The 18,270-nt window shown below is 71.2% G+C and carries 18 protein-coding genes; 11 read left to right on the top strand and 7 right to left on the bottom strand.

Annotation, left to right across the window (positions count from 1 at the left end; genetic code table 11):
- Positions 1-35: 35 nt before the first annotated feature.
- The 4 genes from Mam01_RS18130 to Mam01_RS18115 all read left to right on the top strand — a co-directional run bounded on the left by Mam01_RS18130 (position 36) and on the right by Mam01_RS18115 (position 2,988).
- Positions 36-212: a hypothetical protein gene (locus tag Mam01_RS18130; RefSeq protein WP_165900791.1), complete on the top strand. Its 177-nt coding sequence runs from the start codon at positions 36-38 to the stop codon at positions 210-212.
- Entirely contained in the window at positions 209-739 is a 531-nt protein-coding gene (locus Mam01_RS18125; protein ID WP_204286491.1) for a PH domain-containing protein, read from the top strand. Before Mam01_RS18130 ends, Mam01_RS18125 begins: the two co-directional genes overlap by 4 nt.
- A gap of 182 nt (positions 740-921) precedes the next feature.
- Entirely contained in the window at positions 922-2,199 is a 1,278-nt protein-coding gene (locus Mam01_RS18120) for a helix-turn-helix domain-containing protein (RefSeq protein ID WP_239101407.1), read from the top strand.
- Between the two features lie 99 nt (positions 2,200-2,298).
- Entirely contained in the window at positions 2,299-2,988 is a 690-nt protein-coding gene (locus tag Mam01_RS18115; RefSeq protein ID WP_117408393.1) for a FadR/GntR family transcriptional regulator, read from the top strand.
- 35 nt (positions 2,989-3,023) lie between these two features.
- Here the strand turns inward: Mam01_RS18115 and dnaN are convergent, their stop codons facing one another.
- The 3 genes from dnaN to Mam01_RS18100 all read right to left on the bottom strand — a co-directional run bounded on the left by dnaN (position 3,024) and on the right by Mam01_RS18100 (position 6,389).
- Positions 3,024-4,115 (bottom strand): DNA polymerase III subunit beta, encoded by a 1,092-nt coding sequence (gene dnaN, locus Mam01_RS18110; RefSeq protein ID WP_204286489.1) that lies wholly within the window; start codon positions 4,113-4,115, stop codon positions 3,024-3,026.
- Positions 4,116-4,245: 130 nt separating this feature from the next.
- A complete protein-coding gene (locus tag Mam01_RS18105; RefSeq protein WP_204286488.1) occupies positions 4,246-4,899 on the bottom strand; it encodes a response regulator transcription factor in 654 nt (217 codons plus the stop codon).
- The gene (locus Mam01_RS18100) at positions 4,890-6,389 is read right to left on the bottom strand and encodes a sensor histidine kinase (protein WP_204286487.1); all 1,500 of its coding nucleotides are present in this window, start codon (positions 6,387-6,389) and stop codon (positions 4,890-4,892) included. The genes Mam01_RS18105 and Mam01_RS18100 overlap by 10 nt, the downstream gene beginning before the upstream one ends.
- Before the next feature lie 132 nt (positions 6,390-6,521).
- Between Mam01_RS18100 and Mam01_RS18095 the strand changes: the two genes are divergently transcribed.
- The 5 genes from Mam01_RS18095 to Mam01_RS18075 all read left to right on the top strand — a co-directional run bounded on the left by Mam01_RS18095 (position 6,522) and on the right by Mam01_RS18075 (position 10,609).
- Positions 6,522-7,478 (top strand): ABC transporter ATP-binding protein, encoded by a 957-nt coding sequence (locus Mam01_RS18095; RefSeq protein WP_204286486.1) that lies wholly within the window; start codon positions 6,522-6,524, stop codon positions 7,476-7,478.
- Positions 7,475-8,236: an ABC transporter permease gene (locus tag Mam01_RS18090; protein ID WP_204286485.1), complete on the top strand. Its 762-nt coding sequence runs from the start codon at positions 7,475-7,477 to the stop codon at positions 8,234-8,236. Before Mam01_RS18095 ends, Mam01_RS18090 begins: the two co-directional genes overlap by 4 nt.
- Before the next feature lie 138 nt (positions 8,237-8,374).
- Positions 8,375-9,166 (top strand): helix-turn-helix domain-containing protein, encoded by a 792-nt coding sequence (locus Mam01_RS18085; RefSeq protein WP_204286484.1) that lies wholly within the window; start codon positions 8,375-8,377, stop codon positions 9,164-9,166.
- Positions 9,167-9,255: 89 nt separating this feature from the next.
- Positions 9,256-9,708: an SRPBCC family protein gene (locus Mam01_RS18080; RefSeq protein ID WP_204286483.1), complete on the top strand. Its 453-nt coding sequence runs from the start codon at positions 9,256-9,258 to the stop codon at positions 9,706-9,708.
- A gap of 166 nt (positions 9,709-9,874) precedes the next feature.
- Positions 9,875-10,609, top strand: coding sequence for a metallophosphoesterase (locus Mam01_RS18075; protein ID WP_204286482.1), 735 nt, complete (start codon positions 9,875-9,877; stop codon positions 10,607-10,609).
- A gap of 65 nt (positions 10,610-10,674) precedes the next feature.
- Here the strand turns inward: Mam01_RS18075 and Mam01_RS18070 are convergent, their stop codons facing one another.
- Both Mam01_RS18070 and Mam01_RS18065 read right to left on the bottom strand, forming a co-directional pair.
- Positions 10,675-11,973 (bottom strand): carotenoid oxygenase family protein, encoded by a 1,299-nt coding sequence (locus Mam01_RS18070; protein ID WP_204286481.1) that lies wholly within the window; start codon positions 11,971-11,973, stop codon positions 10,675-10,677.
- 52 nt (positions 11,974-12,025) lie between these two features.
- Positions 12,026-12,601, bottom strand: a complete 576-nt coding sequence (locus Mam01_RS18065; protein ID WP_204286480.1) for a hypothetical protein — start codon at positions 12,599-12,601, stop codon at positions 12,026-12,028.
- 96 nt (positions 12,602-12,697) lie between these two features.
- Between Mam01_RS18065 and Mam01_RS18060 the strand changes: the two genes are divergently transcribed.
- Positions 12,698-13,375, top strand: coding sequence for a PadR family transcriptional regulator (locus Mam01_RS18060; protein WP_239101406.1), 678 nt, complete (start codon positions 12,698-12,700; stop codon positions 13,373-13,375).
- 51 nt (positions 13,376-13,426) lie between these two features.
- Here Mam01_RS18060 and Mam01_RS18055 read toward each other — a convergent pair whose 3' ends face one another.
- A complete protein-coding gene (locus Mam01_RS18055) occupies positions 13,427-14,020 on the bottom strand; it encodes a TetR/AcrR family transcriptional regulator (RefSeq protein ID WP_204286479.1) in 594 nt (197 codons plus the stop codon).
- Positions 14,021-14,193: 173 nt separating this feature from the next.
- On the opposite strand from Mam01_RS18055, the gene Mam01_RS18050 reads away from it, so the two are divergent.
- Positions 14,194-15,138 carry an SDR family oxidoreductase gene (locus Mam01_RS18050; RefSeq protein ID WP_204286478.1) on the top strand — a complete coding sequence of 315 codons (945 nt, stop codon included), beginning with the start codon at positions 14,194-14,196 and terminating at the stop codon, positions 15,136-15,138.
- Between the two features lie 40 nt (positions 15,139-15,178).
- On the opposite strand, the gene dnaB is transcribed toward Mam01_RS18050, so the two are convergent.
- Positions 15,179-18,049, bottom strand: coding sequence for a replicative DNA helicase (gene dnaB, locus Mam01_RS18045; protein WP_275409030.1), 2,871 nt, complete (start codon positions 18,047-18,049; stop codon positions 15,179-15,181).
- Positions 18,050-18,270 lie beyond the last annotated feature (221 nt).

The raw sequence follows: 18,270 nt of genomic DNA, 5'->3' as shown, positions 1-18,270 counted from the left end.
TTTACCAAACGGGGTGACTGGGTAATGTATTGGTCATGGGAGTGGTGACGGCGGTGCAGGGGAAGAAGATCCTCAAGTGGACGGTCATTGTCGTGGTGGCCTTCTACTTGCTCACGAGGCCGACTGACGCGGCCCACACGGTCCACGGAGCCCTCAACGGAATGATCAACGCGGCCGACTCGATGGCGCAGTTCTTCGCCTCCCTGACATGAGACTTGTGACCCACGGGGACTCCGCCCCGTCGTCGGTCAACCGTTACCTCCTCCCCCACGAACAGCAGGTCATCATGGTGCGGCGGCACCCTGCCGTGCTCCTGCGTCCGATCGCCGAGATCTTCGGAGGGCTCATCCTCGCCGGGGTTCTCAGCAAGTTCCTGAGCGACGGCGGCGCCGCCCAGGCCCTCGCCATCGTCTGGTGGGCCTGGCTGCTGCTGCTCGTCCGCTTCGTATGGAAGGTGGCGGAGTGGTCGGTCGACTACTTCGTCGTCACCTCCCAGCGCATGCTTCTCACCACCGGCCTCATCACGCGCAAGGTCGCGATGATGCCCCTGGGCAAGGTCACCGACATGAGCTTCCAGCGCTCGCTCCTCGGCCGCATGCTCGGCTACGGCGAGTTCGTACTGGAGTCGGCCGGCCAGGATCAGGCCTTCCGCACCGTTCCCCACATCCCTTATCCGGAGACCCTCTATCTAGAGGTCTGTCAGATGATCTTCCCTGGCAAGGACGGGGACGACGACTGACGGCCTCCGGCCGTCCGTTATCTCGACACCGTGATCGAACCTTCACCGTCGTGATTCTTGACGGAGGGTTACACGAATCGGTCGCTTCGTGCCATTATGGCGACACTATTGACCCTTCCCCCGCCCTGAGAGATCAGATGCCGAGTCAGGGAACCATCGGTGACCGCGTCCGCGGACTGCGGTTGAGCAGGCGAATGTCGCAGGCCCAGTTGGCCGGACCCGACCTATCCGACAGTTATGTCTCACTCATCGAGTCCGGAAAGCGGACGCCAACGCCGGTCGTCGCCCGGCTGCTCGCCGAGCGTCTCGGATGCACCACCGAGTTCCTGCTTCACGGGATAGAGCCTCGGCAGCGCATCGACACCGAGCTCGGCCTCCGGCACGCCGAACTGGAGCTGTACCACGGTGACCCCGCCGTGGCCGCCGACCGCTTCGGCGAGATCGCCAAGGCCGCGGGCGAGGACAACGCGATGCTGGCCGCGCACGCGCGGCTCGGCGTGGCGCGGGCGCTGGAGGCCCAGGGCCGCATCGGCCGGGCCGTCGAGGCGTACGAGCGGCTGCGCCGCGAGGCCGCCGCGCACCCCGAGCGCCTCGCCGACCTCCCGCTGACCGTCGCGCTGTGCCGCTGCTACCAGCGGGCCGGCGACCGGCTGCGCGCCCGTGACCTCGGCGCCCACGCGCTCGGTCAGGTCGACCGGCTCGGTGTGCTCGAGGGCGACCTCGCCGTCGAGCTCGCGCTGGCGCTCGTGGAGGCCGAGACCGGCCTGCCGTACGTCGAGCGGGTGCTGGAGAGCGCGGGGCTGCCGCAGGCCGCCGACCGCAGCGGAGAGATCCTCGCGCTGTGGCAGGCAAGCGTGACGGCGGGCGAAGGCGAGGACTCGGCGCTGGCCGTGCAGCTCGCCGAGGACGCCCTCGCGGCCGGCCGCCCGGCCCGGATCGCCGTCCGGTGCGCCCGCATCGCGATGCACTGGGCCCGCATCACAGCGGCGGATCCCGAAGGTGCGGATTTGGATCGAGCCAACGACCTGGCGGCGTCCGCTGTGGGCGTTTTCTCCCGATTCCCGGCCCAACGGCAGGAGCACGCGAGAGGCCTCGTTGTGCTGAGTTCGGTACGGCTGCGGACAGGAGACACGGAATCCGCACTCGAACTCGCCGACGAGGCACTGGTTCTGCTGGGCGACGCCCGGGGGACCACGGCGGCCACCGCCAACATGGTGCTCGCCGAGATCGCTTTGGCACGGTCCGAAGATCCGGTGCCCGCGCTCACCCGGGCCCATGACCTGCTGGGAGGCGAGACGCCGGACCGGGACACCGCCCGGGCCTGGCGGATGCTCGGCGACCTGTGGGGCCAGGCCGGTGCTCTCAACCAGCAGACGGAGGCATATCGTAGAGCCCTGGAAGCCGTGGGGATCCGCGTGAACATACCGGGCTCCACCACCGCGGCGGCGCTCGCTCGATAGCCTCCCTGGAGCTCCGGATTTGTTCCGGAAGCTCTGGAATAATTAGGGTCGACCAGTCATTCCATCATCGGATGATTGGCTACCCAAAGGAGGCTGACTGTGAGCCTGCGGACGGCGCAGCGGGCGTCTCTCGTGGACCAGGTGATCGACCAGCTCAAGGAGCAGATCACCTCCGGCTCCTGGCAGATGCATGCCAAGATTCCCACCGAGACCGTGCTCGCCGAGCACCTCGGAGTCGGCCGGAACACCGTCCGCGAAGCGGTACGGGCGCTGACCCACGCCGGGCTGCTGGAGTGCCGCCAGGGCGACGGCACGTACGTGCGGGCCACCAGTGAGCTGTCGGGCGCCATGGCCCGGCGGCTGCGGGCCGCCGAGCAGCTGGAGATCCTCGAAGTGCGTCGCGCCCTGGAGGTCGAGGCGGCCCGGCTCGCGGCGACGCGGCGCACCGACCAGGACATCGCGTCCATCGAGGCCGCGCTGGCCGCGCGGGAGAAGGCGTGGGCGGACGGCGACGCGGAGGCGTTCGTCGAGTCCGACCTCGCCTTCCACGTGGCGGTGGTCGAGGCCACCCACAACACCGTGCTGATCGACCTGTACGTCGACTTCTCGGCGGCCCTCCGGGCGAGCATCGCCGCGGCCGGCGGCTCGCTGGAGCAGAACTACATCCCCCACGACGCCATCGTCCGCGCGATCGTCGCCGGTGACGCCACCGCGGCGGAGCGGGCGGGTCACGCGTGCATGGAGCACATCCTCATCGCCCTCACCGAGTCGGCGACGCTCACCTCCTGAGCCGCCCCCGGGCTCCCGGAACCGGGACCGGGAGCTCAGCCCAGCCGCAGGGACATCACCAGGTAGCGGTAGCCGGGGTCGTCACCCTCGTCCGTGACCAGGGCGGGCCGGGTCGGCGAGTCCAGGTGGACGCGCGCCCGCTCGGTCCCGACGCCCGCGAGACCGTCGAGCAGGAAATGGGGCTGGAAGGCGATCTGGATGTCCGGGCCTTCCAGCTCGGCCTCGACGACCTCCGCGCCCCTGCCGATGTCGCCGCCGCCGGCCTGGATCAGCACCTGTCCCGGGGAGAACGACAGCCGGACCGCGGTGTTGCGCTCGGCGACCAGCGTCACCCGCCTGACGGCCTCCACGAACGGCCCCACCGGGACGTCGGCGTGGATCGGCCAGTGCTCGGTCAGCCGGGCCCGGTAGTCGATGAACTGCTCGTCGAGCAGCCGGACGGTGGTGGTGCGGCCCTGGCTCTCGAAGCCGGCCACGTTGTCGCCGAGCCCGACCGCGACCTCGCCGCCGCGCAGCGAGCGCGCCACCTCGACCAGCACCCGCGCCGGCACGACCACTCCGTGCCGCTCCTCCTGCCGCTCCGGGTGCCACAGGAACTCGCTCGCCGCGATGCGGTAGCGGTCGGTGGCGGCCAGGGAGACGCGCACGTCCTCGATGTCCATCCGGATGCCCGTGAGCATGGGCAGCGTGTCGTCGCGGCTCGCGGCGGGCGCGACCTGGTTGACGGCGGTGGCGAAGACGCCCCCGCCCACGGCGCCGATCCTCGGCGGCATCGGCGGCATCGCGGGGAAGTCCTCGTCCGGCATGGTCAGCAGGCCGAACTCGGCGCTGCCGCAGGTGAGCACGGCCTCCGACCCGCTGGTGACGATCTCGACGGGCCGCGCGGGCAGGCTGCGGGTGATCTCCGCGAGGACCTTCCCCGGGATCAGCACCCGCCCCGGCTCCGCCACCTCGGCCTCGACGTCGGCCCGCGCCGACACGTCGTAGTCGAAGGCGGATACCCGCAGGTCGTCCCCCGCCTCCAGCAGCAGCCCCGCGAGGACCGGCACGGCGGGCCTGGCGGGCAGCACCCGGGCCGCCCACGCCACCGCTTCGGCGAGAACGTCGCGGTTCACCTGGAATTTCATCCCGACCTCCTGCCTGTGCCACCTGCCTGTGCCACGACTCGACTCCCAAGGTAGCGCCCGGCACCGACATTCACGGGACGAGTCACATGGGGCGAGTCACAGCGTCGATTACAAGGGTCGGGCACACGGCTCAGCCGGGCCTGCTCCCCAGGAAGGCCAGCACCGCGAGCACCCGGCGGTTGTCGTCGTCGGAGGGCGCGAGGCCGAGCTTGGCGAAGATGTTCGCGGTGTGCTTGCCCACCGCGCTGTCGCTGAGGAACAACCGCTGGCCGATGGCGGCGTTCGACCTGCCCTCCGCCATCAGTTCCAGCACCTCCCGCTCCCGGGGGGTGAGCCGGCCGAGCGGCTCGTTGCGCGAGTTGCTCGCCAGGAGCCTCGCGATGACCTCCGGGTCCATCGCCGTGCCGCCCGCCGCGACCCGGCGTACGGCGTCGACGAACTGCTCGCCGTTGAACACCCGGTCCTTCAGCAGGTAGCCGACCCCGCCCGAGCCGTCGGCCAGCAACTCCCTGGCGTACAGCTGCTCGACATGCTGGGAGAGCACGAGCACCGGCAGCCCCGGCACTCTCCGCCGCGCGGTGAGCGCGGCCTGCAGCCCCTCGTCGGTGAACGTCGGCGGGAGCCGTACGTCGACGACGGCCACGTCCGGGCGCTCGCCGACCAGCGCGGCGAGCAGCTCCGGGCCGGACTCGACCGCGGCGACGACCTCGAAGCCGTGCGCGCGCAGCAGGTGGACCAGGCCCTCCCGCAGCAGGTGCAGATCCTCCGCCAGGACTACCCGCACCCGCCGCCCTCCTTCTCCCGCATGGCCCGCGCCGTCGTGGTCAGCGCGACGGTCAGCAGGCCGCCGCCGAGCAGCATCATGCCGACGATGACCGGCCACTGGAAGGGCTCGGGCATGTGCAACCCCAGGAACCAGGACTTCACCGGCGAACCGAGCAGTTTGAGCACCATCGCCACCAGCCCCTGCGGGAACAGCGCGATCGGCCACAGCGCCCAGCAGAGGCCGCCGAGAAGGCGCCACGGAGACCGCGGCGCCGTCCGCAGCGGGAAGGCCCGGGGCAGCTCGATGACCGCCGTGGTCGGGCCGCCCGCCGGGCTGTTCAGCGCGAACACGCCGTCGAACGCCCCGAGCCTGCGTTCGATGCCGCGCAGACCGGTGCCGCGTCCGGGGTCCGCGCCGCCCCGGCCGTCGTCGGTCACCGTGACCCGCAGCGCGGGACCCCGCGCGCTCACGTCCACCCACGCCTCGGTCGCGTCGCCGTGCCGGGCGGCGTTGGCCAGCAGTTCGCTGACCGCGAAGTACGCCGCGGACTCCAGCGGCGCGGACGCGCGCTCCGGCACGTCGACGGTCACGTGCGCGCGCAGCGGGCTGTCCAGGGCGAGTGCGCGTACGGCGTCGCCGAGGCCGCGTTCGGCGAGCACGGGGGGATGGATGCCGCGCACCAGCCGCCGGATGTCCTGCAGCGCGTCCGCCGAGGCGTCCCGCGCCTTGCCGAGCAGCGCCCGGGCGGCCCGCGGATCGGTCTCCAGCAGCTGCTCGGCCGCGCCGATCGTCATCCCGATCGCGACGAGACGGGCCTGGGCGCCGTCGTGCAGGTCGCGCTCGATCCGCCGCAGCTCGGCGGCCTGCGAGTCGACGGCCTCGGTGCGCGCCGCGTCCAGGTGGCTGACCCGCCGGGCCAGCCGCGCCTTCTCCGTGGGCCCGAGGAGCACGGCGGCGACACCGCCGTAAACGCGCAGGGCCCACGGCGCGTACCAGTAGGCGACGCCCGCCGCGAGCAGGATCCACACCACGCCCAGCGGATCGCCCCCCGCCACCCGGACGACGCCGTACGCCGTCGCGAGCAGCGGAGCGGCGGCCACGAGCCCGCAGGTCACCGGCGCGGCGAGCAGGTAGGCGAGGTCGCGCCAGGTCGCCGGGTCCTTCATCAGCCAGTTCCACCGCTTGTTGAAAGCCGGGATCGTGGGCTTCTTGTACAGGGTGCGGCCGTCGCGGTACCAGCCGTCCGCCTGCGGCACCGGCGGAAGCGGCGCCGGCAGGTACGGGGCGTCGACCGGCATGCCCGACCAGCGGCCGGACAGATCGCGCGCCAGCCCGGTCACGGCCCGCACGAGCCGTACGGCCGGGGACACGACGAAGACCAGGCCGACCATGAAGGTGAGCAGTGCCGCCGTCAGCATCACCAGGGCGACGGCCAGGCCCAGCAGGGCGAGGCCGGTGAGGGCCGCGCCTCTGCCGAGTGCGACGAGGGTCCGGCGAGCTGCGTTCATGGGTCCAGTCTGCGAGTTCCGGGCAGTTCCGCACAGTGGGCCCGGGCGCCCGGCGGGGGTGGGGAAAAGTGCACCCCCGCCGGGTCCGCAGCCGCATTCCGGGCGGGCCGCCCTATTTCTAGCGTCGTCGACATGGCAATCATCACCGTGGACCACCTCCGCAAGACGTACGGAGCACGCGTGGCGGTCGAGGACGTGTCGTTCTCCGTGGAGGAGGGCGAAGTCTTCGGCATCGTCGGCCGCAACGGGGCCGGCAAGACGACGACGGTCGAGTGCGTCGCCGGGCTGCGCACCCCCACGTCAGGCACGATCGAACTGGACGTCGGCCCGGGCACTGATTTGAAGGAGCAGGTCGGCGTGCAGCTCCAGGAGTGCTCTCTGCCGGACAAGATCCGGGTCGGGGAGGCGCTGTCGCTCTACGCCTCGTTCTACCGCCGGCCCGCCGACTGGCGGGCACTGGCCGCCGAGGCCGGGCTCGACCTCCGCGCGTCGTTCGCCACGCTCTCCGGCGGGCAGCGCCAGCGGCTGTCGGTCGCGCTCGCGCTGGTGGGAAGCCCGCGCGTGGCGATCCTCGACGAGCTCACCACCGGCCTCGACCCGCAGGCCCGGCGGGAGACCTGGGAACTGGTCGCCCGGATCAGGCGACGGGGAGTGACGGTCCTGCTCGTCACCCACTTCATGGAGGAGGTGGAGAGGCTGTGCGACCGGGTCGCGGTCATCTCGCGCGGCCGGGTCCGCGCGGTCGACACGCCCGCCGGGCTCGTCGCCCGCGCCGGCGGCGAGCAGCGCCTGGTCTTCCGTACGGACAAGCCGCTGACGGACGAGCGGATCGCGAGGCTGCGGGCACTGCCCGAGGTGACGTCGGCCACGGTGAAGAGCGCCGTGGATGGCGGCGTCGAGGGCGCCGTGGATGGCGGGGAGACCACGATCGCCGGCGACGGCGACCTGCTGAGCGCGGTCACGGCCGTACTGCCCGCCTCCCTGATGCGGGGCCTGCGCATGGAGCGCACCACCCTCGACGACGCGTTTCTCGCCCTCACCGAACCCTCGCACGCACCCACGCACGCGCCCTCCCAGGAGGAATCATGACCGCCGCCCGTACGCCGGTTCTCGTCCGGATCGCGGCCGTGGAGGCCCGGCTCTTCCTCCGCGAGCCCGCCGCCGTGTTCTTCGCGGTCGTGCTGCCGGTGGCGCTGCTGCTGACCCTCGGCGCCACGATCCCCGGCTTCCGCGACGCGGACCCGTCCCTCGGCGGGCAGCGCTTCGTTGACGCGCCCTTCACCGCGATGATGGTGCTGCTGTCGGTCGTGACGCTCGCGCTCAGCGCGCTGCCGGCGGTCCTGGTGGCCTACCGCGAGCGCGGCGTGCTGCGGCGGCTGTCCACGACGCCGGTACGGCCGGTCGCCCTGCTGACCGCGCAACTGCTGATCAACGTGAGTGTGGCCATCGTGGCGACGGCGCTGACGCTGGGGCTCGGGCACGTGTTCCTCGGGGTGCCGCCGCCCCGCTCGCCCTGGGCCTTCGCGGGGGTCTTCGTCCTGGGCTCGACCACGATGCTCGCCATCGGGCTCCTCCTCGCCGCCGTGGCGCCGAACGCCAAGGTCGTCCAGGGGGCAGGAGCCGCGCTCATGTTCCCGCTGCTGTTCCTGGCCGGGATGTGGCTTCCCCGGCCGCTCATGCCGGAGATCCTGCGCCGGATCAGCGACTTCACTCCCACCGGGGCCTTCGGGCAGGCGCTCACGGACGCGCTGGGCGGCGGGGGTCCCCAGGCCGTCCACCTCGCCGTACTAACGGGCTGGGCGCTGGCCGCCGGGCTCGCCGCGGCGCGGCTGTTCCGCTGGCAGTGAGACCGGTGGCAGTGAGACGCGGGCCGTCCCGTGCCCCGTCGCGGGGGCGGGGGCAGGGACGAGCCCGCGGCCGGTGCGGCGCGGCGGTTACCCCAGGGGTAATCGCCGCGCCGCCCGGCCGGAGATAGCGTCGGGGGCGTGACCGTCGCCCAGATCCACCAGCGGCCGTTCGGTGAGCTCCTGCGCGGTTGGCGCGAGCACCGGCGGCTGAGCCAGCTCGATCTGTCCAACCGGGTCGAGATCTCCACGCGGCACATCAGCTTCCTGGAGACCGGCCGGGCCACGCCGAGCCGCGACATGGTCCTCCACCTCTCCGAGCACCTGGACCTCCCGCTACGCGAGCGCAACCACCTGCTGCTGGCCGCCGGGTACGCCCCGGTCTATGCCGAGTCGCCGCTCGACTCCCCGGGGATGGCGGCGGTGTGCGAGGCGATCCGCCGGCTGCTGTCGGCCCACGACCCCTATCCGGCCGTGGTGGTGGACCGGGCCTGGGAGCTCGTCGACGCCAACGAGGGAATCGCGCTGCTCGCCGAGGGCGTCGATCCCGACCTGCTGGGCAACGTGCTGCGGGCGAGCCTGCATCCGGAGGGCCTCGCGCCGCACATCCTGAACCTCGGCGAGTGGCGGGCGCACCTGCTCGGACGGCTGCGACGGCAGATCACCCACACCGCCGACCCCCGGCTCACCGAGCTGTACGCCGAACTGCGCGGCTACCCCTGCGACCAGCCCGAGCCGGAGGTGGAGCTGCCCGGGCCGGGAGACATCATGGTGCCGCTGCGGGTGCGGCGGGCCGGGCGGGAGCTGTCGTTCTTCAGCATTGTGGCCACCTTCGGCACGCCGCTCGACATCACGGTCTCCGAGCTGGCCATCGAGTCGTTCTACCCGGCGGACGACGCGACCGCCGCCTTTCTGCGCGACACGTCTTCGTGATCGTCCGGAGATCATCCGGCGTCCGGCGTTCTGTCACACTTCGTGCATCGACACGTGCCTTGGCCGCGCCTGAGCCGAAGGAAGCCGGAATGCCCACACGAGTACTGCTTAACACGTTCCAGGTGGACGCCGCGCCGGAGAAGGTCTTCGCGCATCTCACGACGCCCGAGAGCTATGTCGGCCTGTCGCCGCTCGTGGTCGCCGTACGCGACGTCGACCGGTCCGAGCCGGGGGTGGTGCGGTACACCTCCGTCGAGCGGTTCCGCTTCCTCGGCCTCAAGTACGACAACCCCATCGCCGTGACGCTCCTCACCGAGGGCCTGTCCGTACGCGGGCAGGTGCGCAGCCCGGGCGGCGTCGGGCTCGGCTACCGGTTCGATCTGTCCCCGGAGGGGACGGGAACCCGGGTGGACGACCGGCTCGACGTGAGCGCGGCGTGGTTCCTGCTGGGCTTCGCGGCGGGCCAGGCGCGGAAGGTGCAGCTCGCGCGGGCCCGGATCCTCGCCGAACGGCTGTCGGAGGGGTCCGCCCTGAAGCCGTGACGGAAGCGGCCCCACGGCGTACGGCGCGGTCGCGGGCGGCGGCCCGCCGGTGACGGCTCACGGGCGGCGGCTCGCGATGCATGCACGCGGGCCGCGTCTCTTGATCACGTCTGCCGCGCTCTCGCATGAGAAGCTGTAGCCCCCCATCCATGGCCGGAGGTATCACATGCTCGTGCTGGCGCACGTCAGCGACATCCACATCGACGGAAGCGAGCGGAACACCTCGCGCGCCGCACGCGCGCTCACGTACGCGAGGTCGCTGCGGCCCGACGCGATCGTGCTCACCGGTGACCTCGCGGACCACGGCGCGATGGAGGAGTACGAGATCGTCCGTGAGCTCGTCTCGGGTGACGACGTGCCGCTCGTGCTGTGCCCGGGCAACCACGACACCCGCGCCCACCTCCGCAAGGTCCTGCTGGAGCAGGACGGCGACCACCCGGTCAACCAGGCACTCAACCTCGACCACGCGACGATCGCGCTGTGCGACTCCAGCGTCCCCGGGCGGCCCGAGGGTGAGCTGAGCGACGACACGCTGGCCTGGCTCGACTCGGTGCTCGCCGCGACCCCCGGGGTTCCGGCCTTCGTCGGCATGCACCATCCGGCGGTCGCGCTCGGCATCCCGTACGTGGACGGCATCCGGCTCGGGCGGCCGGAGGGGCTGGCGGAGGTCCTCGGCCGCCACCCGCACGCCATCGCAGTGCTGGCCGGGCACGCGCACACCGCCGCGGCCACGACGTTCGCCGGGCTGCCGCTGCTGGTCGCGCCGGGCGTGGTCAACACGGGGCTGCTGCCGTCCGAGACCTCCGCGCACCCGCCGGTCGACCACGACCTGCCTCCCGCCGTCGCCCTGCACGTGCTCGACGACGGCCGGGTCACCACCCACTTCCGGCCAGTTCCCTAGATACGGCGCCCGTACGGCCCGCGCGGGGACCTTCCGCGCGGGCCGTACGGACGTGCCGGCGGTTCTCAGGCGTCGGGGATCCACGAGCCGTGGAATCCCGCGGGCACCCGCCGCGGCAGCCGTACCGACGCCACCTGGGACAGGTCCGACGCGTCGAGCACGAGCAGCTCGGCGCTGTCGTCGGTGCCGGCGATCGACAGCAGCCAGCCCGCGTCCTCGCCGGTTGCGCCGGCGGCGGGCACGAACACGGCCTCGCCGGGCGTACGGTCGCCCGTCTCGTGGGCCAGGCTCGTGCCGGTGCCCGTGTCGTACTTCACGACCGCGCCCTTGGTGACCGCGTAGAGGTAGCGGCTGCGCAGCCCGGTCAGCGTCTCGTTGACGGTGGGAAACTCGACCTCCCGGTCGTCGAGGGCCTCGTCCTTCGCCACACCGGTCGCCGGGTCGAGCACCCAGCGGTGCAGGGCCGCGCCGCCGGTGTGCGCGGCGGGATTGGCCTTGCCGCCGATGGTCGGCCAGAAGGCCTGGAACGCCTCCGGTGCGTAACGCACCGCGTCGACGACGATCCGCCCGTGCTCGTCCTCGCTCGCGTTCCCCACGTGGAAGATGTAGCAGGGGTCGATCTCGAACCACCGGACCTTCCCGGTGCTCCGGCTCATCACGCCGAGCCGGGCGCCGTACAGGTCGTCCCACCGGTACGGCATGCCCCGGCCCACCATGGTCAGATCGAAGACGACCGGCAGGTCGAGCCACACGACGTGGTTCGCGGTGATCGCGAAGTCGTGCGCCATCGTGGGCCCGGGCACCTCGACCTCACGGGTCTCCACCAGCTCACCGGCGGCCGACAGGCGGTGGTAGGTGAGGTAGGGCGGCGCCCAGCCGTACCCGAAGAAGTGCAGCTCCCCGGTGACCGGGTCCTCCTTGGGGTGCGCGGTCATCGCGGTGGCGAGCCGGCCGCCGAAGTCGCAGGGGCCGACCGTGTCGAGCTCCGGCGTCATCACGTACGGCAGGCCGTTCTCGACCAGCGCGAGGATCTTGTCGGCGTGCCGGATGACGTGGGTGTTCGCCGGGACGGCGGCGAGGTCGACGCCCCTGTCGCCGAGGTAGGACGCGCCGTCGAGGCGGGTGGTGCGCACCCACCGGTTGCGGTACCACTCGGCGCGCCCGTCGCGCAGCCGGATGCCGTGGATCATCCCGTGGCCGACGAACCAGTGGCCGGGGTCGTCGCCGGGGCGGGGGTTGGGCCCGTTGCGGAAGTAGCGGCCGGTCAGCTCGGGCGGCAGGGCGCCCTCCACGGGCAGGTCGAGCGCGTCGATCTCGTCGGGTACGGGGGCGAGGCGGCCGGAGAGGTAGGAGGCGGTGGTCATGTCTCGTGGCTCCTTTCAGGGCGGCTTTCGTACGACGGGTTTCAGGCGGCTTTCAGGCGGCGTTGTAGCGGGCGGCGTTGTAGCGGGCGCGGACGATCCGGGGGTAGCGGACGGTGAAGAGCGCGGGCAGGGCGAGACCGCAGATCTTCACGGTGACGAGGGCGGCGGTGGCCTGCGGCTCGAAGGCGAGCAGCAGGGCGAGCGCGACGGCGCTGAGCGTGAACGCGGCGGCCCAGACGGTGGTGATGACGGCGTTGACCCGGTAGAAGATCTCGGTCGCGTGCACCTCGGGGGTGGTGGAACGGCGGGCCATGCCCAGCGTGAACGGCCTGCGGACCGCCAGCGACCCCCAGGCGGTGAGAGCGAGCCAGCCGACCGACACGGCCGGTCCGTACGCGCCGAACGGCGCCGGGGTGACCGTGAAGGCGATGAGCGCGAGCGCCGCGAAGAAGACGCCCGAGCTGAGCTCCAGGACGATCTCGTCCCAGCCGCGCCCGGCGCGCCGGTCGGCGACCAGCAGGACGATCGACACGAGGAGACCGGCTCCTGCTCCGTACCTCGCCTCGCCGTTCGTGCTGAGCACGGAGAAGACGATCCAGGGGAGGAAGGTGAGGACATAACGGAGCACTGGGGGTTCCTTCGAGAGACGACGTTCCATGTGTGACATGTCAAAAGTAGAAGCTCCAGAGATGACATGTCAACACAGGAATGTAGGATCTGGCGCATGAGTCTTCGTCACGCACTTCTCGGGCTCCTGTCGGCCGGCCCGGCCAGCGGATACGACCTGCTGAAGACGTTCGAGATATCGCTGGCCAACGTGTGGCCGGCCACCCAGAGCCAGCTCTACTCGGAGCTGGGCCGCCTGTCCCGCGAGGATCTGATCGAGGTCGCCGCCGAGGGCCCGCGCGGACGCAAGGAATATCGGATCACCGGTGACGGTCTCGCCGAGCTGCGCCGCTGGCTGGTGGAGGAGCCGCCCACCCAGAACCGGCGCAGCGACATGCTGCTGCGGGTGTTCTTCCTCGACACGGTCCCGCCGGACGAGGCCCACGGTTATCTGGAGGGACTGGCCGTCCAGGCCCGCGAGGAGCACGCCGCGCTCCGGGAGGTGCGCGAACAGGTCATCAGCCAGGGCGAGGACGCGCTGAGGCTGTACGGAGACCTCGCGCTGGAGTGGGGCCTGCGCCTGACCGCCGCCCAGCGCGACTGGGCCGAATGGGCCGCCGGGCGGATCGCGGCCCTGCCCCACCAGAGCGAACCCGAGAGTACCGAACTCACCGGAACCACTGGGCTCACCGGAACCATGGGGCTCACCGGAACCACGGGGCTTACCGGAACCACTGGGCCGGCCGGAACCACTGGGCCAGCCGGAACCACCGCGCCCGGCCCGCGGCCCGCATGAACCGTCTGTAACCGCGGACAGACCCGGCGCCGTGGCCACGGCCGGCCCGGCTCATTCCGGCCTGCACGCACGAATGATGGACGCGATGACGTCGTCGAGTCCGTGCTCGTCCGTCTCGGGCAGCGGCACGCCGCTCACCGCCAGGCCGACGTATCCGTGCAGCGGCGCGAACACCGTCAGGGCGATACGGTCCAGCGGTCCTTCGCGGACCTCGCCCCGGCGCTGCCCGGTGCTGACCAGTTCCAGGCTCTGCTCGATCCACCGGCCGGCGGCCGCTCCCAGCGCCTGTGACGCCTCCGGGCTGTGCTTGGTCGAGAACATCAGGTCGAGCAGGGCGGTGTTCGCCACGGAGAAGCCCACGTAGGCCCGGGCCATGACGTTCAGGCGCTCGCCGAACGTCTCGCCGGCGCCGTCCTGGGCGGCCGCGGTGATTTCGACGAGCCGTTCGAAGCCGTCCAGGGCCAGGGCGTCCAGCAACGCCTGTTTGGTCTTGAAGTGGCGACTGGGCGCCGCCGGGCTCACACCGAGGTCGCGGGCGAGTTCACGAAGTGACAGCGCGCCCGATCCACGCTCGCGCAGCGTTTGCTCGGCACGTTCGAGCAGGGCGGCGCGGAGGTCTCCGTGGTGGTAGGGGCGCTTCTTCATGCCGTCAGCCTAATCCGATCACTCCTGCGTTGTATGCATTGCATACATTGTAATCGTTGCATACATTGGGGAACGAAGCCCGTAGACCCTCGGTCCGCCGGACGTCCCGTCCCTCACCCGGGCGGTCCCCCACCAGCGCCGACGGTTCACGAAAACGACCCCAGGAGGAGCGCATGCCGCGCAGACCCATCGACATCACCGTGCCCGACCTCACCGGGCGGCGCGCGCTCGTCACCGGAGCGAGCGACGGCATCGGCCTCGGACTCGCGACGAGGCTCGCCGCGGCCGGGGCCGAGGTCCTCCTGCCGGTACGGAACCCGCACAAGGGCCGGGCGGCGGTCGACAGGATCTCGCAGGCGGCCCCCGGAGCCGACGTGTCGCTCCACGCCCTCGACCTGTCGTCACTCGCCTCCGTCGCGGCCCTCGGCGACACCCTGCGCGAGGAAGGCCGCCCGATCCACATCCTCGTCAACAACGCCGGGGTGATGACCCCGCCCGACCGCCAGACGACGACCGACGGGTTCGAGCTCCAGTTCGGCACCAACCACCTCGGCCACTTCGCCCTGGTGGCTCACCTGCTTCCGCTGCTGCGCGCCGGACAGGCCCGCGTGACCTCGCAGATCAGCGTCGCCGCGAACCGGGGCGGCATCAACTGGCAGGACCTGAACTGGGAACGCTCCTACGACGGCATGAAGGCGTACAGCCAGTCGAAGATCGCCTTCGGGCTCTTCGGCCTCGAACTCGACCGGCTCAGCCGGACCCATGGCTGGGGCATCACGAGCAACCTCTCCCACCCCGGGGTCGCCCCGACCAACCTGCTCGCCGCGCGCCCCGAAGTCGGCCGCGACACGGAGACCGGAGGCAGGAAACTCATCGGTGCCCTGTCCCGCCGGGGCATCCTCCTCGGGACCGCCGAGACCGCGGCGCTCCCCGCCCTGTACGCCGCGACGGCCCCCGAAGCCCGGCCCGGCGGCCTCTACGGCCCGAGCGGGCTCGGGCACCTCGGAGGCCCGCCCGCCGAACAGAAGCTCTACTCCCGCCTGCGCGGCACCGAGGACGCCCGACGCGTCTGGCAAGTCTCCGAAGAACTGACGAAGGTGTCGTTCCCCACCGGCTGAGACACTCGGCGCCCCGCCACCACCTGTCCCGGGAGAGGCACTAGTGGGTGGCCATGTCGACGAAGCGGCTGTAGTGGCCCTGGAAGGCGACGGTGACCGTGGCCGTGGGGCCGTTTCGGTGCTTGGCCACGATCAGGTCCGCCTCGCCCGCGCGCGGCGACTCCCGCTCGTACGCGTCCTCCCGGTGCAGCAGGATGACCATGTCGGCGTCCTGCTCGATAGATCCCGATTCGCGAAGATCGGACACTTGGGGTCGTTTGTCCGTTCTCTGCTCCGGGCCACGGTTGAGCTGGGAGATGGCGATGACCGGCACCTCCAGCTCCTTGGCCAGCAGCTTGAGCGCCCGGGACAGCTCGGAGACCTCCTGCTGACGGCTCTCGGTCTTCTTCGGCGAGCTCATGAGCTGCAGATAGTCGACGATCACGAAGCGCAGGTCGTGCCGCTGCTTCAGGCGGCGGCACTTGGCCCGGATCTCCATCATCGACATGTTCGGGGAGTCGTCGATGAAGAGCGGCGCCTCGGCGACCTCCCCCATCCGGCGGGCCATCCGGGTCCAGTCGTCGTCGCTCATCGAGCCCGAGCGCATCGTGTGCAGCGGGACCCGCGCCTCCGCCGACAGCAGGCGCATCGTGATCTCGTTGCGCGACATCTCCAGCGAGAAGATGACCGTGGTCATCCCATGCTTGATCGCCGCAGACCGGGCGAAATCCAGACCTAGCGTCGAGTTGTGGGTGGGGACACACGACCTGCCGGCAAGGTACATGTGATCGGCGTTGTCAACCTCCACACACCTGACCGGCACGGAGGGCACCGGGCGTACATCCACGATGTATCGCACCCGGGTGGACGGGTGAGCCTTCACCACCTGCCTGCCGGCCTTACGCGGGAGACGGAAGACCTTCTCTGCCGGAGTAAAGTTGATCATGTAACAGGTGGACGACTCAGCGGTCCTGCCCTTGACCGCTTTCGTCCTCATCGTCGCCTTGTAGCCCAGGCTGAGCACGAGTTCGAACGCGTCCTCGGCGAGCCTGCGGTTCGTGAGAGCGAGTTGCACCTGCCCACCGCGGTTCACATAGCCGTCGGTGTCCAGGAGCCCAGCAAGGAGATCCCGTCGCTGGCGCTCGGAGGCGCGCAGGTATACCGCCGGAATGTGCTTGTCCCCGAGCACCCCCAAGCTGCGCAGGATCGCCTGCACTGTGCCGTGGTGGTCACGGCACTGCTGGCATCGCCTCCCGCCGGAGGACGGCCTGCCGCAGTCGGCGCAGGTCGGCGGGGCGACGGGAGCCGAGAAGAAGCGGGCCCTGCCGCCACAGGACTGCCCGCACGTACGCACCTGAGATGTCTTGGGCACGAACAGCGTTCCGCAGACGACGCAGGGACGCTCCGGCCGAAGCTCTGTCTCGGGGAGTTTGAGAGTGTGGTGAATACCGGAGTCCAGCCGGACTACACGCAGTCCCTCCGCCTCCAGCTGGGCGATGATCTCGGGCTCGACCGCGGTGATCCTCGCGCTGTCGCTGTGGCCGTCGCCCAGCCAGGCCCCGAGCACGTACGGCGAGAGTGGCAGATCCCGTTCGGGCAGGTCGAACGCGGCCGCAACGGCCACCGCGTGGTTCGGACGGTTGTCCGACGAGGTGCAGCGCAGGGTGGCCGCGATCTGCTCGGTGGTCACGACGTCGTCGTGCACCACGGTGACAGCGGCGTTCTTCGGCCTGCTCACGTGCTCGCTCAGAGCCTCGAAGAGTCGCCTGCGGGAGTACACGGGCGTGTTCCAGACATAGCTCCGGGCCGGTCCGCTCACCGGGCGGGGCGCCCTTTCTTCCGATCCGACCACGCGCTGCACAGTATGCAGCGCGTTGCGGAACTCCGAGCCGACCACGGCCAGCGCCTCCTGGTATGTGATCAGCTCGTCGGGGCGGGCCGCCGAGTCGCCGCAGGCACCCTGTACGCGCTGCAGCGACTCCTGTGGCCAGTGGAAACCAGTCCTGCTCTCGGAGCGCTGCCGCCGACTGGCCCGGGTGCTCGTCCGCCACTGGTGCCGGGCGTCGGCCACGATGACCGTGCCGTCGCTGAACTCGACCTCGTAGCAGGGCCTGTCCACCATGACGTCCGTGGCGGCCACCACACGGGTCGGGCGGCCGTCGGCATCGATGAGACGGTCGCCGACCCGCACCTCCCCCATCGTGGTCCATCCGTCGGGTGTGGGCAGGGGTGTGTCGAGAGCGAGGGCCTTGCCGATCGCGGGGCGGGCGGCTACGACGATCATCTGGCCGGGGTGGAGGCCGTGGGTGAGGGCGTCGAGGTCCTGGAAGCCGGTGGGGACGCCGACCATCTGGCCGCCGCGGCTGCCGATGGCTTCGATCTCGTCCAGGGCGGAGGGCATGATGTCCGACAGCGGGAGGTAGTCCTCGGACGTGCGGCGCTCGGTGACCTTGTAGATCTCGGCCTGGGCGCGGTCGACCAGGTCGTCGACCTCCTCGCCCTGGCCGCCGAAGCCGTAGGAGACGATGCGGGTGCCCGCCTCGATGAGGCGCCGCAGCACGGCCTGCTCCCGGACGATCTTCGCGTAGTAGCCGGCGTTCGCGGCGGTGGGCACGATCGCGGTCAGGGTGTGCAGGTAGGCGCCGCCGCCCACGCGGGCGACCTCGCCGCGCTTCTGCAGTTCGTCGAAGACGGTCACCGAGTCGGCGGGCTCGCCCCGGCCGTACAGGTCGGTGATCACGTCGAAGACGATCTGGTGGGCCGGACGGTAGAAGTCGTCGGCCCGCAGCACCTCGATGACGTCGGCGATCGCGTCCTTGGACAGCAGCATGCCGCCCAGCACCGACTGCTCGGCCTCGATGTTGTGCGGCGGCGTCCGCTCGAACGACGATTCGGAGCCTCCCGGGCCTCCCGGGAAGTCGAGCACGCTCACCTCACACCCCCTGCCCAGCGGTCACAGCATCCCCAACCCGAGTGCGACAGTCTCCCCAACCTCGGGGCAGGGCGGCAACCCGGCCGGTGGACAAGCCTGTGGACAACGTGTGCAGGCACGGCCGTGACATGTGGGAAGCCTGGGGACGAGCCTGTGGACACAGTCGCGGCCTCATCCCGGAAATCCCTCGTCACCTGCGGTTTCGCTGTCCACCGCCTGTG

Origin of the sequence: Microbispora amethystogenes (assembly GCF_016863015.1) — a bacterium.
Classification (GTDB): domain Bacteria; phylum Actinomycetota; class Actinomycetes; order Streptosporangiales; family Streptosporangiaceae; genus Microbispora; species Microbispora amethystogenes.
The sequence above is the reverse complement of the archived record's forward strand: the minus strand, read 5'-3'. Positions and strand labels throughout refer to the sequence as shown.